Raw genomic sequence first — 19,309 nt, forward strand, 5'->3', positions numbered from 1 at the left:
TGGTTCTGACACCCTAGTCCCACGCCCTAAGCGCATCGCTCGCATGTTCCTTAGCCCACTGATGCGCGAAAGAGCCCGGTGGAGCACATATCAAAACTGGCTTTATCGCCGATGTTGTCCGCTCTCTATCAAACGCGTCATCTGCAATACTGACTATGCTTTCAGGCAAATCGACCTTAATCTCAGCGTCAGGGGAGCCACAATTTTCAAAGGCATGAGATTCAATGGCCGTCACACCCTCATCCAAAACAATGTGCACCAATCGCCCACAGCTGGAAAAGGCATAAGGAGCAACTGTCTTAACACCAGATGGAACTACCAAATCACGTAGAGAGCAGGACGAGAAAGCGTGTTCTCCGATAAAAGAAAGTGACCTCGGAAGCTCAATCTCCTCTAGATTGGAACAGCACGAGAAGGCCCGCGGACCAACTGTTTTCAGCCCTTTTGGCAGAATCACTTTCTTAAGAAGCCCATTTCCTTCGAAAAGGCAAAGGGGTATTTCTACGGTGCCCTCAGGAACAATGAGCACTCCGTCCGTAGAGATACAGCCTTCATTTATGCAATGGACTCGGTCTCCCATTCGTGCACACCTCTCGACCCTCTGGATAATACCATACTAGTATGGTAGTTTATGTATGGCATGTACCAGATAGTCGATACATGAAAAACGCCACCTCATGTACTGACATCTCCAGCTATGCAAGGCTGCTTGCCATTAGACTACGTTCCTTGCGGATTGAACGCGGTCTCACGCAAGAGCAGGTCGCCTATCGCTCGGGCATCTCGACCTACACATACCAGAAGTTCGAAAAGGGAGAATCAAAGCCAGAAACTCCGATGAATCCCAGACTCAGCACGCTGCTTTCGTTAGCAGAAACATTTGAGGTCGACGTAAGGGATCTGCTGACCTTCAAATAGCACCTCTGATCGCTCTCGCCCCACCCACTTCTCGCCGACTTTCGTACACTCGATGAGGGGTGAGGCGGGGGGTAGCGGCAAGGACAGGTCCCCGCCGCCCCTACGCCACGAGGACCTTGCCCTGGCGGCCCACGAGGTCGGTCATCTCGGCGAGAAGGACCATGTTGCGCGCATCTATCCGGCAGGGCAGCTCCATGCGCATGATGTCACCGGAGGTTGCCTCCACGCGCAGCTCAACGTGGTCGAGGCCGGGGTAGCGGCCGAGGATGGAGCCGAGCGTGTCCATGTAGGGGCGCGTGAGCAGCGCGGCGGGGATGTTCACCTCGAGGACCTTGGGGCGGTTGCTCTTCTCGTCCAGGACGAGCGGCTCCACGTTCATGCAGATGATCTGGTTGCCGCGGTCACCGCGCTCGAGCTTGCCCTCCACCTTCACGAAGACGTCTCCTTGGCTCTCGCCCGTCTCCTCGTCAACCTGGCCCACGAGCGCGCTCGCGCACTTCTTGTAGAGCTTGGGGAAGATGACGAGCGTGACCTCGCCCTCCATGTCCTCAAGGGTAACGATGGCCATGGGGTCGCCGTTCTTGGTGGTCTTCTTCTGCACGGCGTTGATCATGCCGGCAAGACGGATGACCTTGCCCTCGGGCACCTTGAAGCGCTCGTGGACGCCGCCGGTGGCGTCGGCCACCTCCTCGGCAACCTCGATGTCGGCAATCGTGTAGTCGCGGTTCTTGGCCAGCGCGTACTCGTACGGACGCAGCGGGTGGTCAGAGACGTAGAGGCCCAGGACCTCGTGCTCCTTGGCAAGCTTGATGGAGCGGTCCCACTCGATGCCGTCCGGCTCCGGCACGGTGTTCTCAAAGCCGGAGCCCTCAACGTCACCAAAGAGGTCGAACATCGAGAACTGCCCGGCGGCGCGCGTCTTCTGGCGCTTGGCCGCGGCGTCGATGATGTTCTCGGGGTTGGTCTTGTCGACAAAGCGCATGAGCTGCATGCGGGTGTAGCCCGTCGAGTCAAACGCGCCCGAGCAGATGAGCGCCTCGACCACGCGGCGGTTGGCCTGGCCGGTGTCCATGCGGTCCACAAAGTCGTGGAGGTTGGCAAAGGGTCCGTTCTTCTCGCGCTCCGCCATGATGGCCTCGCCCACGCCCTCGCCCACGCCGCGGATGCCGGCAAAGCCAAAGCGCACGCCCTCGGGGACGGCCGTGAAATCGCGACCGGACTCGTTGATGTCCGGCGGCAGGATGGCCACGCCCTCATGGCGATAGGCGGTGACGTAGTGGACGATCTTGTCGGTCTTGCCCATGTAGGACGTGAGGACCGAGGCCATGTACTCGCGCGGGTAGTGGGCCTTGAGCCAGGCCGTCTGCATGACGAGGATGGCGTAGCCGGCGGAGTGGGACTTGTTGAACGCGTAGGACGCGAACTCCAGGACGTCGTCCCAGATCTTCTGGGCGGTCTCCTTCTTGTAGTCGTTCTTGACGGCGCCGTTCATCCAGTGGTCGTAGGTGGTCTCGTCCTTGCCGTCGTCCCAGTGGAAGACCGTGTCGGTAAGGAGCTTGATCTTCTTCTTGGCCACGGGCTTGCGGATGCGGCTGTCCGACTCGCCGGCCGAGAATCCCGACATCTTCATCGAGATCTTCATAACCTGCTCCTGGTAGACCATGGTGCCGTAGGTCTCGCCCAGGATGTCGTCGAGGCGCGGGTCGTAGGAGACGGCCTCCTCGCGCCCGTTCATGCGGTTGATGTAGCTCGTGACCATGCCGGCGCCCAGGGGGCCCGGGCGATACAGGGCGATAAGAGCGACGACCTGCTTGTACTCGGTCGGCCGCATGTTCTTGATCGTGGAGGTCATGCCCGCGGACTCAATCTGGAAGACGCCCGCGGTGCGGCCCTCGCGCATGAGCTTGTAGATCTCTGGGTCATCGAAGGGGATCTCGTCGACGTTGATGTCTATACCGTGGTTGGCCTTGATGTTGGCGAGCGCCTTGGAGATGACCGTGAGGGTTCGAAGCCCCAGGAAGTCCATCTTGAGCAGGCCCATGTCCGCCACCGAGTGGCCCTCGTACTGCGTGATCTCAACGCCGCCCTTGGTGTCGACCTTTGTGGGCACGTGGTCGTTCACCGGCGTGGGCGCAATGAGCACGGCACAGGCGTGCACGCCCTCGCCGCGGTGAAGACCCTCGATGGAGAGCGCCGCGTCAATGATGGAGCGCATGTCGGCGTCGTTGTTGTAGGCGTCCTCAAAGTCCGGGGAGTACTGGTCGGGGGCCTTCTCGGACTTGTGGAGCGCGTGGTCGAGCGTGAGCTTGGGGTCGTTGGCGAGCATCTTGGAAAGCTTCTGGCCCTGCCAGACGGGGAAGTTCAGCACGCGCGCGGCGTCGTTGATGGCCTGTTTGGCCTTGATCGTGGAGTAAGTGATGACGTGGCAGACGCGCTCGGGACCGTAGAGCTGACGGACGTGCTCCACGACCTCGAGGCGACGCTCATCGTCGAAGTCCATGTCGATATCGGGCATCTCGGAGCGCTGCGGGGAGAGGAAGCGCTCGAACATGAGGCCGTTCTCGAGCGGGTCAAAGGTCGTGATGTCCATCGCGTAGGCAACGATGGCGCCGGCCGCAGATCCTCGGCCCGGGCCCACGCCAATGCCGTTGCGCTTGGCCCAGCGCACGTACTCCTGGACGATGAGGAAGTAGTCCGCAAAGCCCTTCTCGCAGATGACCTTGTACTCGTACTCAAAGCGTTCCTTGACGTTCTCGCCGCCGATCTCGAGCTCGCGCCAGTTCTCGCCGTAGCGCTTGGCCAGTCCCGTCTCGCACTCCTTGCGGAAGCGCTCCTCCGAGGTCTCGCCGGGGTCGAGGTCCGGGAACTTGGGCAGGTACATGTGCGACCAGTCGAGCTCAAAGCTGCACTTGTCGGCAACCTCGAGCGTGTTGTCGATGACCTCGGGGCACCATGAGAAGAGCTCGCGCATCTCCTCCTCGCTCTTGATGTAGAACTCGGTGCCGGTCATGCGCTTGCGGTTCACGTCCTCGAGCTTGGAGGCGGTGCCGATGCAGGAGAGCACGTCCTGGGTGGGCGCGTCGTCGCGCGTGAGGTAGTGGTTGTCGTTGGTGGCGATGACCTTGATGCCCAGCTCCGCGCCCAGGCGCACGATCTGCTCGGAGAGGGTGCGGTCCGTGAAGCCGCCCCAGTTGGGGTCGGCCAGGCCGTGGTCCTGGACCTCGAGGTAGAAGTCCTCGCCAAAGATCTCCTGGTAGGTGAGCGCCCAGCGGCGCGCCTCGTCCGGGCGGCCCTGGAAGTACATGCGCGGGATGATGCCCGAGACGCACGCCGAGGTGCAGATGATGCCCTCGTGGTAGCGACGCAGCATGTCGAGGGTGGTGCGCGGGTAGTAGTAGAACATGTCGCCGGAGGCCGCCTCGCTCATCATCTTCATGAGGTTGACGTAGCCGGTCTCGTTCTTGGCAAGCAGGATCAGGTGGTAGCGGTGCTGCTTGGTGCCCTTCTCAATGCAGTCGTCCGTGATGAAGTAGGCCTCGCAGCCAAAGATGGGCTTGATCATGAGGGAGGGGCGGTTGGCGCGCACGGCCTCGAGGTCGCCCGTCTCGTTCCAGATCTTGACGTCGGAGGCCCACTGCGCGTGAACGCGGTCGTGCAGCGGCGCGTCCTCGGCGTCCGGCTCGGGCTCCTCAAGCTCCCAGTCCTTCTGGAAGCACTCGAGGTCGTGCTTCCACTGGTGCATGTCCTTCTGGCCGTCGTTGTACTTGCGACACTCCAGGTCAAAGTCCGGGATGCCAAACATGTAGCCGTGGTCGGTGAGGGCAAGCGCGGGCATGCCCAGGTCAACGGCGCGCTTGACCATGTCCGAGACGCGCGTGGCGGCGTCGAGGATCGAGAAGTCCGAGTGGTTGTGCAGGTGGACGAATGCCATGCGGCAGGCTCCCGTCAGTCTCTGGAAGATTCGCGTCAGCTTGGTGGAAGATTCACGCTATCTAGCATAGCCGAAGGGCCGGATAACGGGCGTCGGAGAACTACGGCCCCGAACTGCGACGCATTGCGTTTCCGCAGGTGCGAGAATTACAAAATCTCTTTCTTCCCCATGAGGCCACGGACCGACGGTTCTTCTCGGCAAAGTGTCGGAGGCGGTCCCCACACCGCGGATTGGGGACGCGGGCCGACAGTTTGGCGAGAAGAACCGTCGGCGCGCGTCCACACTAGGCGAGAAGGACCGTCGGCCCCCATCGCACCTCAAACGCGTAGCGGGCCACGAGCGGCTCGCCGGGAGCATCGGGGTCGTCGCGCTCAACGCACACGAAGGCGCACTCCACCTGCTCAAACCCCTCGCGGAGAAGAACCCCGGCATAGAACTCCGCCTGCATCGCGTGGCGAGCACGGACCTCCTCAGGCGAGAGGCCAGCGTCGCCGGTCTTGTAATCGACCACGAGTACGCGCTTCCCTGCCCCATCCGTGCAGAGCAGGTCCATCGCGCCCTCGAGATAGTCCCCGTGCGGGGAGTCCACGCGCTGGAAGAACGGAACCTCGGCGCGCACGACGGGCCAGGAGAGCGCCTCGGCGCGCACGGACGAGCGCTCCCAGCGCGAGAGCGCCGCGCGAAGGCGCCGCTCGGCGCGCTCGGACAGGTTCCAGCGCCGCACCTGAGCGGCCACGCGGCGCTCGTCCGCCGCGCGCCCGGACTCCACCATCGCCTGGGCGAGCTCGTGAAAGGCCGAGCCCAGGTTGGTCGCGCGATCGGCGTCCTGGGTCTCGGGCGCGCCAGAAGCCTCGGCCTCGCGCTGCGCGCGCGTCGGCGCAGGCGGCGCGGACGTGACACCTGGCTCTGACGTCAGTGTCATGTAGACGCTCGAGTAGCTGAAGACGCCATCGCGGGCGCGCCAGGTGCTTGGGGAGACGGGGCGCGCATGCTGGTCCGGCTCGTAGAGGTCAAAGGACGCGTGGGGCGCCTCGGGGCCGTCCGGCGCACCCAGACGCACGACCTCGGCGGGGTCTGCGGGGAGCTCGCCGTCAAACCCGGCAAGCGTGCCGGCGGAATCGGCCGTCACGCACTTCTCGGCACCACGGCCCTGATCCTCAACGACCACGCAGCGCAGACGTGCCGGCTCGGTGCCACCGTAGTCGACCTCACGCGTGCCAGGGGCGGCCTCCCACGCTCCGTCCGAGAGCGCGTCGAGCGTGGACGCCGCAAGCGCGGAGCAGACCCCCTCCTTGCCCGAGGCCCCCGCCACGCCCACGACGAGCGCCTCGCGAGCGCGCGTGAGCGCAACGTAGAGCAGGCGGGCGCGCTCCTGCGCCTCCGCCTCGTCGTCCAGCGCGCGCAGGGCGAGGTAGCGCGCGGCAAGCGGCATCTCGGCGGACTTGTCCGCGCTCTCCTCGAGCTCCTCGGGGTCCACGTCGGCAAGCTTTGGGGCCTCCTTGGGACGCAGCACGAAGCGCTTCTCCCCGCCAAGCGTCCCCACGGCAACCTGGGCGTCCGAGCGCGGGTTGCCCCAGCACTCGGCAACGGCGCAGACGCCAAACTCGAGACCCTTGGAGGCGTGCACCGTCATCACGCGCACCGTGCCGCCACCCGTGCCCTCGTCGCCGGCAAGGGACGCCGGGGGCACCTTGGCAGCTGCGAGCCAGAGGTCAAACTCCGTGGCGGCCCGTGCCGCGCCAAGGCCGAGCTCGGCGGTCAGCTCCCGCACATAGCGCACGGCGGCGAGCACGTTGGCGGCGCGGGCGAGCCCCTCGGCCCCTCCCGCCTCGAGCCGCGCGAGCCAGCCGGAGTCACGCACCGCGTCCGCGCAGACGTCGGCCACCGGCCGCCAGCGAACCTCCTCGAGCGCGCGGGAGATGACCTCGTGCGCCACGCGCAGGCGCGCGGAGGGCTCACGGTCACGGTAGAACGTCATGTCCGCAAGGCCACGGTCGATGGGGCGCTTGGTGGGCGCGTCGAGCTTCTCCTGGGCACGCGTGCCCAGCTCGCAGAAGTCGTTCGCGTCAAGGCCGAACATCTCGCTCGCGAGCAGCGGGAAGAGGCCGGACTGCGTGTCCGCAGGGTTTGCCAGCGTGTGAAGCAGCGCGCGAACGACCTTGACCTCCTCCGTGGAGGTAAAGGTGGAACCGCCCGTGACCACGCACTCCATGCCGCGCGCGCGGATGGCGTCGATGTAGAGGTCGGCGTGGGTCGTCACGCCAAGCAGGAGCGCCATGTCGCCCGGGCGCTCCCCGGCGTCGCGATACCACGCGAGGGCGTCTGCCACCTGGGCCGCCATCGTGGCCGTCTGATGGCGGCTCGCACGTCCGGCGCGGCCCTTTCCGGCGCAGACCTCAATGTCAATGCGCGGCAGCTCACGGGCATGATAGCCATCGCGGCGCGCCGGGTTGGCGTCAAGGTGCATGAACGCGGGCATCGTCCCACGGGCCGGCCCGTCTCCGCCGGTGCAGACGCGCTCCACGAGGGAGAGCACGTCGGCGTGGCTGCGGTAGTTGGTGTCGAGCCTGACCACGTTCTTCTCGCTGACCTGGGAGCCGCGGCCCCTGAAGACGCTCACGTCCGCCCCGCGAAAGCGGTAGATGGACTGCTGGGCGTCACCCACGGTGCAGAGGTGGCGCGCGTCCTCTCCGGCGAGAAGCCCGATGAGCTCGAGCTGCATCTCGTCGGTGTCCTGGAACTCGTCGACCATCACGAGGCGGAAGCGCCCGGCATAGGCGCGGCGCACCTCCTCGTTGTCGCGCACGGCGAGAAGCGCGAGGCGCACGAGGTCGTCGTTGTCGAGGCAGCTCTCTTCGCGCTTGATCTGGGTGTAGCGCTCGTCCACCCGTCGCGCGAGCTCGAGGAGCGCGCCCGCGAGCGGGGCCACGCGAGCGAAGGAGACCTCGGCGCGCGCGAGCGCAAGGGCAGACTTTGCGGCGGACACGGCCTCCTTGAGCTTGCCGCGCGCCTGCGGGAGCTCGATGCCCTCGAGCGCTGCCCCCACGCGCTCGGGCGTCCGCTCGCGCGCGTCCAGCCCCTCGAGGCCGCGCAGCGCCTCCAACGCCGGCGCGACCTTCTCGGCGGCGGCCTTCGTGAGCCGCTCCGCCCCCAGCTCCTCCATGCGCATCGTGAGGTCCCGCACGGCCTGGGCCACCGAGTCGCGCGGCGCGCCCGCGGGCAGGAGGGCATCCACGCCCCCCGAGAGCGAGCGGCCCTCGCCCACAAGGCGGGAGACGATGCCCATGGCGCCCGTGTAGCCGCTCTGCGGGGAGTAGGTGCCAAGGTCAAACTCTGCCAGGGCGGGGGCAAACGCCTCGTCGGAGCGGGCGGCGCGCATGACCTCGTCCATGGCGCGGTCAAAGAGCGCCGCCTGGCGCGCGTCCGCAACGACGTCAAACGCCGGGTCGAGTCCCAGGTCCAGCGCATGACGCGAGAGAATGCGGCGGCACATGCCATGGATGGTCGAGATCCACGCCTCGTCGACGGCGAGCGCCGCCTCCCCCATGTGCGCGCGGCGCAGCGTCGTGCGGACGCGCTCCTTGATCTCGCGCGCGGCGGCCTCGGTGAACGTGATCACGAGGACCTGGTCGAGGCTCTCGAGGAAGGGCTCGCCATCCGTGCCCGAGCCCGGGGAGAGCGCCCAGGCGATGCGCTGCGTGAGGGTGAAGGTCTTGCCGGACCCCGCGCCCGCCTCCACAAAGAGGGGCTCGTCGAGGGTCTCGGCGATCTTGCGCTGGCGGTCGTTGAGACCGGAGAGGTCAATAGTGGGCACCAGGTCGCGCGCGGCGGGCTGCCCGTGGCTCTTCTCGCTCACTTGCGGATCCTCCTCTCGCAGTTGAGGACCGGGCAGAAGAGGCAGGCGTCCGCGTCGAGCGGCGCGGCCTCGATGTCTCCGGCCAGCATGCGCTCGATGCGACCGGCGATGGCCTCCTCGCAGGCGTCGAGAAGGGCCTCCATTCCCCGCTCGTCCGCGCGGCCGAAGGCCTCCTCGCGCGGCACGCTCACGCGCGCGAGGCGAGACGACGACGGCATGCGGAACCCAAAGACGTTGTCCACGAGGTTCTCGTCAACGGCGCCGGCGAGCGCGTGGGCGCCCTTGGTGCAGAGGTAGACGGCGCCCCTGACCGTGAGCTGCGGAAACGCACGACGCACCACCTGGGCGTAGATGAGCGACTGCACGCGGCGCGGCACCACCGGGGCGTCGGGAGCAAAGCCCTCCTTGGGGATGACGTCGTACTCGCCCGCAAAGCCGATGTCAGACTTGTGCTTGTAGTCGATCACCACGGCCTGGCCGTGCGCGTCCACGTCGATGCGGTCTACCGTGCCCGTGAGGCGCACGCCGGCATACGTGACCTCCTCGCCACCGCGGCCGAACGCCCACTCAAAGAAGCGCGGCTCAAAGCCGGTGAGCATCTCGGACTCAAAGTCGAGCAGCGTCGAGAGGTCCCTCCTCAGGCCGCGCAGCTGCCCCATCTGCTGCGCGCTGTGGGGCACGAGCGCCTGCGGGAGGGGGCGACGGCCGCGCTCGAGCTGGTACTGGTGAGAGAGGTGGGCGTCAAACTCCTCCTCCAGGACGAGGCGCGCCTCCTCGAGCGCCGCGGCCTCCGCGACTGAGGAGCCGGCAAGGCGCGCCTCGGGGCGCTCCTGGGCCCACGCCGCAAGCGCGTCGACGCGCTCGCGATAGGCGGCCTGCTGCATGGCGTCACACCGGGCGGAGCGCATGTCCTCGAGCTCATGGGTGCCCAGCGCGCGCTCGGCCGCACGGGCGAGAAGCTCGCGGCGCGTGACCTCAAGCACGCGGTGGGCAAACGTTCCCATCTCCGCCCCCGTGAAGCCGGCGTCAGCGTCCCGGAGCCGAAGGCGCCGCAGGCTGAACCACTTGTACGGGCACTCGAGGTAGGACTCGATCTGCGAGGCGGAGAGAAGCGGCAGGGAGTCCTCGGCAAGGACGCCCTCAGGCGGCGGCGAGACGCACGCGCGCTCGGCGGCGTCGATGCGGCCGGCCGGCGCGGGGTCATCGCTTCCCCGCCACGCCGCGCGGGAACCAAGGGAGGAGGCGTTCTCGCTGAGCGCGGTCTCCGTGCGCGAGCGCACGCCCTTCTCGCCAAACGTGGCGAGAAGGTCCTCGAAGGAGCAGTCCGCCTCGAGGCCGTAGCAGGCGAGAAGCTCGCTCAGCATGACCGAGGGGTAGCGGACCTTCCCGTCCGCCCCAAAGAGGGTCCTCTCGAGCACGAGCTCCTCGCGCGGGACCCGAACGATGGACGAGAACTCCGCGCGGGCGGCGTCCATGGTCCGCTCCGGCCCCTCCACGCCAAAGGCGGCGAGCAACGCCGAGCGCACTTCGTCTGCGGTACCAACCGGAGACTCCGTGGAGGACTGGCCAAGCATGAGGACCGCATCCGTGGAGCGCGGCGCCATCTGGGACGCCACCCGCGGGGACACAATGCGCACAAGGGGGCCACCCTCCGGCGAGCCTGTCTGGAGCCGCAGCGCCACTCGCGTGCGCGCGAAGGCGTCGACGGCAATGCGCACCAGCTCAGAGAGGGCAATCGAGCGCTCCTGCGCAGGGTCTGCCGTGAGGCCGAGCTCCTTGAGGCTCTTGGCGACGTCGAGCGCGGCGGAAAGGGCGGCCACCGCCTCGACGGCCTCCGGGGCGTCCGCGTCCTCGCCCTGCACATAGGGCGCAAACAGCTTGGAGGCGGCAGACCCCAGCCTGCCGCGCAGGAGCTCGCGCACCGCGGTCGCAACCTCGGGGGAGACGTCCTTGGTCGACCGGAGCTGCTCGAGCACCGCCGCGGGCGTGAGCAGGCGATTGCCGCGCCACGTTGCGTCAAGGCGGCGCGCCTGAGCGCCGTCCAGGTGCGAGACACGCGAGAGCAGGAAGTCGGAGAGCTCACGCGGCGGCCACCAGGACATGTCCGCAAGCTTCACGCGGACCGTCCCGGCGCGCGGGGCGTCCGGAACCGCCTCGTCTGCGGGCCAGCGCTCGGCAAGGTCGCTGAGCCGTGCCACCGCCTGGATGAGCTCAAGGTAGGCGCGGGCGCACTCGAGCTCGGCAAACGGCACGGGGAGCTGCGCGCGGACGGATGCCCCCCGCGGCGGAAGGCGCCTCGAGAGCTCGCGCCACGCGGCAGCGGGATCGGGGGCAACCACGACCACCTCGCGCGCGCCCCGCTTGGCGAGCGCGATGACCTCCTCGCACACGAGCTCGGGCTCGGCCGAGGGCCCCGCCGGAAGGAGCAGGCTCACGGCACCCGTTGGCGCCACGACGCCGGAGTCCGCACAGAAGAGCGCGCCGAGAAGGGCCGTGAGCTCGGGCGCTCGGTCATCGGGCGTGGGGGGCTCGGCGGCCGTGCCCGTGACGGAGCGCGGCTCAACGCCCTTCCGGGCGGCACGGTCGAGGAGCTGGGAGCGCAGGGAACGCGCGAGCGCCGAGGCGGGGTCCCCCGCGTCACGCACCACGCAGCAGACGTCATGGGTCGCGGCGAGCCCGCACACGAGCTCCTGCTCAGCTCGGGACATCTTGGTAAACCCGGCGCAGGTCACAGGGGGCATCTCAACGCCCTCGGCATCGAGCAGCCCGGGAAGCGCCGCCATGGCCTCGCACGGCTCAACGAGCCCGTGGGCCCGGAGCTCCTCGGCATAGGGGGCGGCAAGCGAGACCAGCTCGCGCTCGGCCTCCGTCACGCCCTCCGGCACCGTCGCCCCCAGAAGCCAGGGCAGGCCCACGCGCATCATGTCCGCGAGCAGCGCGACCGTACCCGGCGTGACCGAGAGGCGCGCGCCCGGCCGCCACGCGGCGCGGGAGAGCACGCGGCGGGCAAGCACGTCGCGCGAGGTGGCGTCAACGAAGCGCCGGCCGTCCCCCCAGACCTCCCAGCGCTCCTGCGCCCAGGCCAGGGGCGTGGTCACCGTGACCCCAACCGAGGGCCCCTCCGCCGCGAGCGCGCGCTGCGCGTCGAGGGCCTGGGCAAACGATGGGACGAGCAGCACGGCGCGCCCGCAGCCCCCGAGGCCCGCGCGCAGGCGCGCGGCCACCTCAGGGCAGACGAGGCGCTCATCTGTGGTTGTCATGAGGTCGAGCGACATGGGTTCCTCTCCGCGCGAGGTTCTTCTCGCCAGAAATCCTACCGCAGTCACCGGACACAATCACACGGAACGGCTGCCGCGCTCCTCCAGGCGGTCGAGCACCATGCGGTACCCGCCGGCCTCGCCGTTCAGGCACTTGGAGACGCGGCTCACCGTTGTGGACGAGGCACCGGTGGTGCGCGAGACGTCCACGTAGGACGCGCCGGCGGCGAGCATGCGCGCCACCTCGAGACGCTGGGAGAGGTCCTCGATCTCGCGCGTGGTGCAGAGGTCGAGGAGCAGCGCCCTCGCCTCGTCGGGCGTCCTCACGCAGACGAGCGCCCCGAGGAGCCTCTCGAGTCCCTTGTCCTTCTCGTCCGCAGCGGACATGCGCGCCTCCCGTCATCGCTCTCATCGACCAGATACTTTAGCCCATTAAAGTGGCCGCGCGCCACCCCACCCGCTAGAATTGTTGCGTCATCACAACGCTGGGAGGTACCATGCTGGACTTTGAGGAAGACACCCGCCTTTCCGACATCCGCGTCGTGGCGTGCGACATGGACTGCACGCTGCTCGCCGATGACAAATCCATGCCGGAGGGCATGCCCGGGCGCATCGAGGCGCTCAATGACGCGGGCGTCACGTTTGCCGCCGCCAGCGGGCGCCCCCTCTACACCCTGACCGGCATGTTTGCCGGCCTTGAGGACAAGATGGCCTTCATCTCGGACAACGGCGCGGCGGTGGTGTGCCGTGGCGAGGTCGTGTTCAAGAGCCTCATCGACCCCCAGGTTGTCCAGGAGCTCACCGAGTTCACGCTGGGGCGCAACCTCGGCATCCCCACGGTCTGCGGGCTCAACACGTGCTACGTGCGCTCGTGCGACCGCCAGTACGACGAGTTCTTCCGCACCTTCTACTACGACATCACCTACGTTGACTCCCTCGACCACCTTGACGCGGAGATCAACAAGTACACGCTCTTCATGCCCGAGGCCAACGCCGTCCCCGTGTGCGCCGAGGTCTTCTCGCCCGCCTTTGGCGAGCGCCTCTCCGTCACCTGCGGCGGCGCGGTGTGGATCGACATGATGAACTACGGGGTGGACAAGGGCGCGGGCCTCGCTCGGCTTTGCGAGCACCTGGGCGTGGCGGCAGAGGACGCCGCTGCCTTTGGCGACACGGACAACGACGTCCAGATGCTCGAGTGGGCGCATCACAGCTACCTCATGGCCAACGCCGAGAAGCGCATGGAGCCGCACGCCCGCTTCCGCGCGCCCTCCAACAACGACCGCGGCGTGGCCGTGGTGGTCGACCGCATCCTCGCGTCCCACCGCTAACCCAACGCGTCCTCGCCCACTTTGTACCGGGTACATTTTGGACACGGGCACTACGTCAAGGAGGTTCCCATGAGCTTTGTCGCACGCTGGGTCACGGCCACCATCGCCTGCGCCGCCGCCATCTGGCTTGTTCCCGGCATCGTGCCGGTGGGCGGAACCTGGGTGGGCGCCGTCTTCTGCGCGCTCGTGCTTGCCCTGCTCAACGCCACCATCAAGCCACTCCTGCAGGTGCTCGCGCTGCCGGTTACCCTGCTCACGCTCGGCATCTTCTACGTGGTGGTGAACGCCTTTGTGCTCGAGCTCGCAAGCTGGCTCTCCCGCAACATCTTCCACGCGGGCATTGCCATCGACTCGCTCGGCTCGGCCATCCTGGGCGCCATCATCATCTCACTTGTGAGCTCGGTCGTGGGTGGCATCATCGGGGACGAGTAGCGCACCCGCCCGAACCTACTCCGAACGCCTGCCCAGAAGGCTCTCTGCCCGGCGCGCCACCGCGTCGCGCGCCGCCGTGGCCGAGGCGCCCACGAGCTCGCCCAGCAGCGAGAACATCATGTCGCGCGTGCGGACGTCAACGCCACCGAGCGCAGAGAGCACCTTCTGCGCCGCCGCGGGGCTGGCGAGAACGTCTTCAAAGCGCTCCGCCCCGCCCGCTGCGAGCGCGTCGAAGAGCTCGTCGGTGAGCAGGCGCCGATCCTCGGGCGCAAGCCGCGCGAGCCACGACGAGAACGCCTCGGCAACGACGAGGCACTCCGGGTCCGGCCCGTCCGCCTCGAGAAAGCCCGCGGGCCCCACCTGCCACGTGAGCGGGTCGTGCTGGAGGCTGCGCTCCGCCGAGCTCCTCACGATGGTGGCCGGCGCGTCGTCCGTGAAGAACCTCCCCACCACGCTGTAGGCGGGAATAATGCGCGTGTAGCGCTCCCCCATCACGTCGTGGCAGCTCACGGGCATGACGGAGCGATCCATGCCCGGACCGTCGTTGCTGTAGACGCGCTCGACGGCACCGGCCAGGGCCACGGGTGCGCAGGCCGCGGCGTAGGCGGCGAGGTTGCCTCCCTTGGAGTGGCCGCCCACGCGAACGCGATGCCCCTTCTCGACGGCGCGCTCGAGCTCGCGCGCCAGGTAGTCCGCGGCAGCACGCTGCGCCTGCGTGACCGCAAAGCTCAGGACAAAGTTCTCGCGCCAGCCCACGAGTGTGGTGTCCGTGCCGCGAAAGGCAACGTAGGTCTCGCCGCTCTCGAGGTCCACGGTCACGGCCGAGAACTGCATGACGCGCTCGTCGTCGCGCACGTCCACGTAGTCGCGCAGAATCGCGTCACCCAGGCGGGCCGAGCCCCCAAGCGCCACCACAAAGCGCTCGTCAATCGTTGCGAGCGAGCGCACGCGCGCGGTGAGGTCGCCGCCCGCGCGCTCGAGCAGCTCGCCGCAGGCGTCCGTGAGGCGCAGGCCCTTCTCGCCGGGCGCGCCCACGATGCCCGTGAGGTCGAGGTAGGCAAGCGTTGCCAGCGCGAGGTTGTCCACGTCGTTGAAGGGGCGCTCCGCGAGCGCGATGTCTCCCCGCAGCTCAAGATAGTCCCGAACGTCCGCCATGCCTCACCGCCCTTCTCGCTGACCACAGTATGAGCCTGCCCGTGCCGCGCGTCCATCATGGAACGACGGTAATGCACCGTTTTGGCCAGTTTTGGGTTTCCGGGCTTCCCGCGCTCCCAAGAGCGCCGTTCTCGGGGCGTTTCTCCTGGTATTGGGCAACACACTTTATATATAAATCTTAACCTAGCGAGAAGTACGGCGTTTTTTCAGCCCCGCGCCCCATCCCGGCAGGTTTTGGGCAACATCTTTGATGCCAAACCACGCCCTTCTCGCCCCCGCATCAATAATGTTGCCCAAAACCACCCCAAACCGCCCACACCCCAAACCGAAACCCAAGCAGCCCCGAAACGGCGGGCGCCGCCCTTCTCGCTAAGCATGTTTTCCGAGCGCTGCGCGCAAAGCAACATGCGTGCGAGAAGGGCGGCGCCCCCTCACGTCGATAAGGATGCTACGCCATCACTTTGCGGAAGAGCTCCACGACGGCGGCGTGATCGGCCTCGCGCGGGTTGCCCGGGAAGCAGGCATCGGCGATGGCGTCGTCTGCCAGCTGGTCGAGGTCCTCCTCCACCAGGCCGTCGCAGGTCGGCTTGATGTTGACGTCGGCGGAGAGCTGGCGCACGGCGGCGATCGCGGCGTCGGCGGCCTCGTCTTCGGTCATGCCGGTGGTGTCAACGCCCATGGCCACGGCCACCTCGGCGAGGCGCTTGGTCACGACGGGCTTGTTGTACTCCATCGCAACCGGCAGCAGCATCGCGCAGGCAACGCCGTGCGGGGTGTCGTAGTGCGCGGAGAGCGTGTGCGCCATGGCGTGGTCGATGCCGAGGCCCACGTTGGAGAAGCCCATGCCGGCAATGTACTGGGCGAGCGCCATGCCCTCGCGACCGGAGCCGGGAACGCCGCTCTTGGCCTCGGCCACGGCGTCGCGCAGGTGCTGGGAGATGAGCTGGATGGCCTTGTAGTGGAACATGTCGGAGAGCTCCCAGGCGCCCTGGGTGGTGTAGCCCTCGATGGCGTGCGTGAGCGCGTCCATGCCGGTGGCGGCGGTGAGGCCGGCGGGCATGGAGGCCATCATGTCGGGGTCAACGACGGCCACGTCAGGGATGTCGTTGACGTCCACGCACACGAACTTGCGGACCTTCTCGGGGTCGGTGATCACGTAGTTGATCGTGACCTCGGCCGCGGTGCCGGCGGTAGTGGGTACGGCGATGGTGAAGACGGCGTGCTTCTTGGTAGGAGCCACGCCCTCAAGGGAGACAACGTCGGCAAACTCGGGGTTGGCCACGATGATGCCGATGCCCTTAGCGGTGTCCATCGAGGAGCCGCCACCAATGGTGACGATGCAGTCAGCGCCGGAGGCCTTGTACGCCTCGACGCCGTCCTGGACGTTCTTGATCGTGGGGTTGGGCTTGATCTCGGAGTAGAGCTCCCAGGCAATACCCGCCTCGTCGAGCAGATCGGTCACCTTGGCCACGACGCCAAACTTCACGAGGTCGGGGTCGGAGCAGACGAAGGCCTTCTTGTAGCCGCGGCGCTCGAGCTCGCCGGGGATCTCCTTGATCGCGCCGGAGCCGTGGTAGGAGATGTTGTTCAGGACGAAGCGGTTGACTGCCATATTGTGATTTCCCCTTGGGTTGTAGCGTACCGGAAAGCCGGCGTTCCGCCGCGTAGTATGCCCCGCTTAACATTTCCACAGACGCAACGCTCCGCGGGCGGCATCAACTTGTCGGCAGATGCACAAAAGTCGCGCTCGACGTCATGACAATGGTGACAGGGCCATCTGTCATAATTTCAGGTATGACAGATGACCCTGTCACCATTGTCATCATCGTCTGCCCGGGGAGCCATCATGGACGAGAAGATCAAAGAGATCGCGACCTCCTACGCCGAGGCATGCTACGAGGAGGAGCTCGAGCTCCTTCGCACGCTCGCCCAGATTCCGGCCCCTTCCGGCCATGAGGAGCGGCGCTCCGAGTTCATCCGCGACTGGCTGCTCGCGCAGGGCGCCCCCGTGGGCTCCGTGCGCATCGATGACGCGAAGAACGTCATCCTGAGCCTTCCCGCCGGCCCGCGAGCCGAGAAGGACGACGGCTGCGCCGTCTTTGCCGCCCACACCGACGTGGTCTTCCCGGACACCGACCCCCTTCCCCTGGCAGAGAGCAAAGACCGGCTGCTCGCCCCGGGCGTGGGCGACGACACCGCCAACCTCGTGGGGCTTCTCTTTGCCGCGCGCTACCTGCTGCTCAACCGGATACCGCTCGACCGCCGCATGCTCGTGGTGGCAAACTCCTGCGAGGAGGGCCTCGGCAACCTCGCCGGCACGCGTGAGCTCTTCCGCCACTACGAGGGTCGCGTCCGCGAGTTCACGAGCTTTGACCTCTACCTCGGCATGCACGTGGTCTCCGCCGTCGGCTCGCACCGCTGGAAGGTGACCTGCCACACGCAGGGCGGCCACTCCTGGGAGAACTTCGGACGCGACAACGCCATCGAGGCACTCTGCTCGTTCATCGAGGACCTCTACAAGATGGACCTTCCCACCGAGGCCAAGACGACCATTAACGTGGGGCGCTTCATCGGCGGCACCACCGTGAACTCCATCGCCGAGGACGCAAGCGTGCTCGTGGAGTACCGCTCGGCATCCGAGGAGTGCCTCGAGCAGATGTACGGAAAGTTCGTCGTGCTCGTCGAGGAGCACCTGCGCGAGAGCACGCGCGTCGAGGCCAAGCTCATCGGCCGGCGCCCCGCCTCGGGCGAGGTCATCCCCGAGGGACAGTGGGACCTCATCGCGCGCACGGACGACATCCTGCGCGAGCTGGGCGGCGTTGAGCCCACGCACCAGGAGTCCTCCACCGACGCCAACATTCCCTTCTCGCTGGGCATTCCCGCGCACACCGTGGGCACCGTGGAGGGCGACCTGCTCCACACGCGCGAGGAGTGGATCGAGAAGGACAGCCTCAAGCGCGGGCTCGCCGTCATTCTCGCGCTCATGCTGAGCCACGCCACGCAGGTATAGCGCCCGGGGTCGCGGGCACCGAGAAGGGCGCCTCGCGTCAAAGAAAAAGGAGCCCGCAGGCTCCTCCTCCCCTAAAGTGGGATGATGTGTCGCTTTACGCCGCGCACACGCACTTGACGAGCAGGGGCGAATCCGCGTGATTCTGCTCGTGGGAGGAGAACCACTCGTCAACGTCCTTGAACAGAAGCCCCTTGCTATCCGCGTGGAAGCGGCGCTCGTGGCCGTCAATGATGGCGCGATACTCGCCGCTCATGAACCAGCCGTTGTGACACGCGTCGAGCACCTTGCGCTCGCGCTTGCTCATGTCCTTGATCTTGGTCATGCCTTCCCTCCTTTCGTGGTATCGGTACGCGTTTGTTATACCCAATCGGTCCGCTCGCCGAAAGGCCATTGACAAAACCTTTACAACTCCCTACTCAATTGTGAAGAACTCGTCATAAGCATGTTGAGCTGGCGTTATAAGAACCCCCTCTGCAACGGCCCCGCACCCGCAACTCGAGAGGTATACAATCTGTGTATGGCGCGTTGACCCAAGGGAGGCATCTTGAATCTCAAGCAGCTCGAGTACTTTGTGGCGATCGCCGAGGAGGGCCAGATCACCGCGGCAGCGCGGCGACTTCACATATCGCAGCCGCCGCTCTCCTACGAACTCGCCCAGCTCGAGCGCGAGCTTGACACGCAGCTCGTCAGGCGTGGTCCGCGCGGCGTGACGCTCACGGAGGCAGGGAGGCTCCTCTACGAGCGCGCCTGCCGCATCCTCGCCATGGCAACGGCCACGGCGCGCGAGGTCTCGAGCGTGGGAAAGGGCCTCACGGGCGCGCTGTGCCTCGCAACGTGCGGGTCCGTGGCCGGCCTTGTGCCGGGCGCACGTCTCGCGGAGCTCGCCGGACGCTACCCGGACGTTGCCCTCGAGCTGCGTGAGGGAGACGTCCCGGAGGTGCTCGACCTCGTGAGCAGCGGCATCGCCGAGGTCGGCATCGTACGCACGCCCTTCTCCACCCAGGGGCTGCGCGTTCGCTACGCCCCGTCGGAGCCGCTCGTCGCCGTGATGCCCCCCGCGTTTGAGCGTGGAGACGAGCTCGCGGTCCTTCTCGCCCAGCTTGAGGACGTGCCTCTCACCTGCGACGCACGCACCGCAAGCGCGCTGGACAAGACACCCTTCTGTGTCACCGATGATGCGCGCAGCGTCTGCTCCTGCGCGGCAGCTGGCCTTGGCGTGGGCCTTGTGCCCCGCTCGCTCCTTGCCGTCTGCGACACGGGCCCCTGCTACATAAAGACGCTGGTCGAGAAGAGCCTCGAGACGCGCGCGGCCGTTATCTGGAAGGCCGATCGTGCCCTCTCCCCGCTCGCGGAACGTGTCGTCGCCCTTTTGGGTGAGCTCCGTTGATTGTTGGTAGGGGCGCGGAGCAGGCGGGGGCGTCG

At 67.0% G+C, this 19,309-nt stretch carries 13 protein-coding genes; 5 read left to right on the forward strand and 8 right to left on the reverse strand.

What is annotated here, in order from left to right:
* Positions 1-13 precede the first annotated feature (13 nt).
* Positions 14-580: a leucine-rich repeat domain-containing protein gene (locus QUW25_RS10000; protein WP_354003636.1), complete on the reverse strand. Its 567-nt coding sequence runs from the start codon at positions 578-580 to the stop codon at positions 14-16.
* An 80-nt stretch (positions 581-660) separates the two neighbouring features.
* On the opposite strand from QUW25_RS10000, the gene QUW25_RS10005 reads away from it, so the two are divergent.
* Positions 661-918: a helix-turn-helix domain-containing protein gene (locus tag QUW25_RS10005; RefSeq protein WP_354003637.1), complete on the forward strand. Its 258-nt coding sequence runs from the start codon at positions 661-663 to the stop codon at positions 916-918.
* Between the two features lie 100 nt (positions 919-1,018).
* Here the strand turns inward: QUW25_RS10005 and dnaE are convergent, their stop codons facing one another.
* The 4 genes from dnaE to QUW25_RS08890 form a co-directional block, all read right to left on the reverse strand.
* On the reverse strand, positions 1,019-4,849 hold the full coding sequence (gene dnaE, locus QUW25_RS08875; RefSeq protein WP_289511853.1) for a DNA polymerase III subunit alpha: 3,831 nt from the start codon (positions 4,847-4,849) through the stop codon (positions 1,019-1,021).
* Between the two features lie 283 nt (positions 4,850-5,132).
* The gene (locus QUW25_RS08880) at positions 5,133-8,705 is read right to left on the reverse strand and encodes a UvrD-helicase domain-containing protein (protein WP_289511854.1); all 3,573 of its coding nucleotides are present in this window, start codon (positions 8,703-8,705) and stop codon (positions 5,133-5,135) included.
* Positions 8,702-11,980, reverse strand: coding sequence for a PD-(D/E)XK nuclease family protein (locus QUW25_RS08885; RefSeq protein WP_289511855.1), 3,279 nt, complete (start codon positions 11,978-11,980; stop codon positions 8,702-8,704). Before QUW25_RS08885 ends, QUW25_RS08880 begins: the two co-directional genes overlap by 4 nt.
* Positions 11,981-12,040: 60 nt before the next feature.
* Positions 12,041-12,349, reverse strand: coding sequence for a YerC/YecD family TrpR-related protein (locus QUW25_RS08890; protein WP_289511856.1), 309 nt, complete (start codon positions 12,347-12,349; stop codon positions 12,041-12,043).
* A 110-nt stretch (positions 12,350-12,459) separates the two neighbouring features.
* Between QUW25_RS08890 and QUW25_RS08895 the strand changes: the two genes are divergently transcribed.
* Both QUW25_RS08895 and QUW25_RS08900 read left to right on the forward strand, forming a co-directional pair.
* Positions 12,460-13,290, forward strand: a complete 831-nt coding sequence (locus QUW25_RS08895) for an HAD-IIB family hydrolase (RefSeq protein ID WP_289511857.1) — start codon at positions 12,460-12,462, stop codon at positions 13,288-13,290.
* Positions 13,291-13,359: 69 nt separating this feature from the next.
* The gene (locus QUW25_RS08900) at positions 13,360-13,722 is read left to right on the forward strand and encodes a phage holin family protein (protein WP_289511858.1); all 363 of its coding nucleotides are present in this window, start codon (positions 13,360-13,362) and stop codon (positions 13,720-13,722) included.
* Between the two features lie 15 nt (positions 13,723-13,737).
* Here QUW25_RS08900 and QUW25_RS08905 read toward each other — a convergent pair whose 3' ends face one another.
* Together QUW25_RS08905 and fucO are read right to left on the reverse strand one after the other, a co-directional pair.
* Complete coding sequence (locus QUW25_RS08905; protein ID WP_289511859.1) at positions 13,738-14,877, reverse strand: Mbeg1-like protein; 1,140 nt, start codon at positions 14,875-14,877, stop codon at positions 13,738-13,740.
* Between the two features lie 448 nt (positions 14,878-15,325).
* Positions 15,326-16,489, reverse strand: a complete 1,164-nt coding sequence (gene fucO / locus QUW25_RS08910; protein WP_289511860.1) for a lactaldehyde reductase — start codon at positions 16,487-16,489, stop codon at positions 15,326-15,328.
* 234 nt (positions 16,490-16,723) lie between these two features.
* Here fucO and QUW25_RS08915 point away from each other — a divergent pair, with 234 nt between their 5' ends.
* Positions 16,724-17,887: a M20/M25/M40 family metallo-hydrolase gene (locus QUW25_RS08915; protein ID WP_289511861.1), complete on the forward strand. Its 1,164-nt coding sequence runs from the start codon at positions 16,724-16,726 to the stop codon at positions 17,885-17,887.
* Positions 17,888-17,981: 94 nt separating this feature from the next.
* Here the strand turns inward: QUW25_RS08915 and QUW25_RS08920 are convergent, their stop codons facing one another.
* Complete coding sequence (locus tag QUW25_RS08920) at positions 17,982-18,209, reverse strand: hypothetical protein (protein WP_289511862.1); 228 nt, start codon at positions 18,207-18,209, stop codon at positions 17,982-17,984.
* A 222-nt stretch (positions 18,210-18,431) separates the two neighbouring features.
* Here QUW25_RS08920 and QUW25_RS08925 point away from each other — a divergent pair, with 222 nt between their 5' ends.
* The gene (locus QUW25_RS08925) at positions 18,432-19,274 is read left to right on the forward strand and encodes a LysR family transcriptional regulator (RefSeq protein ID WP_289511863.1); all 843 of its coding nucleotides are present in this window, start codon (positions 18,432-18,434) and stop codon (positions 19,272-19,274) included.
* Positions 19,275-19,309 lie beyond the last annotated feature (35 nt).

The sequence above is a fragment of the Thermophilibacter provencensis genome, assembly GCF_030372065.1.
GTDB classification, from domain to species: domain Bacteria; phylum Actinomycetota; class Coriobacteriia; order Coriobacteriales; family Atopobiaceae; genus Thermophilibacter; species Thermophilibacter provencensis_A.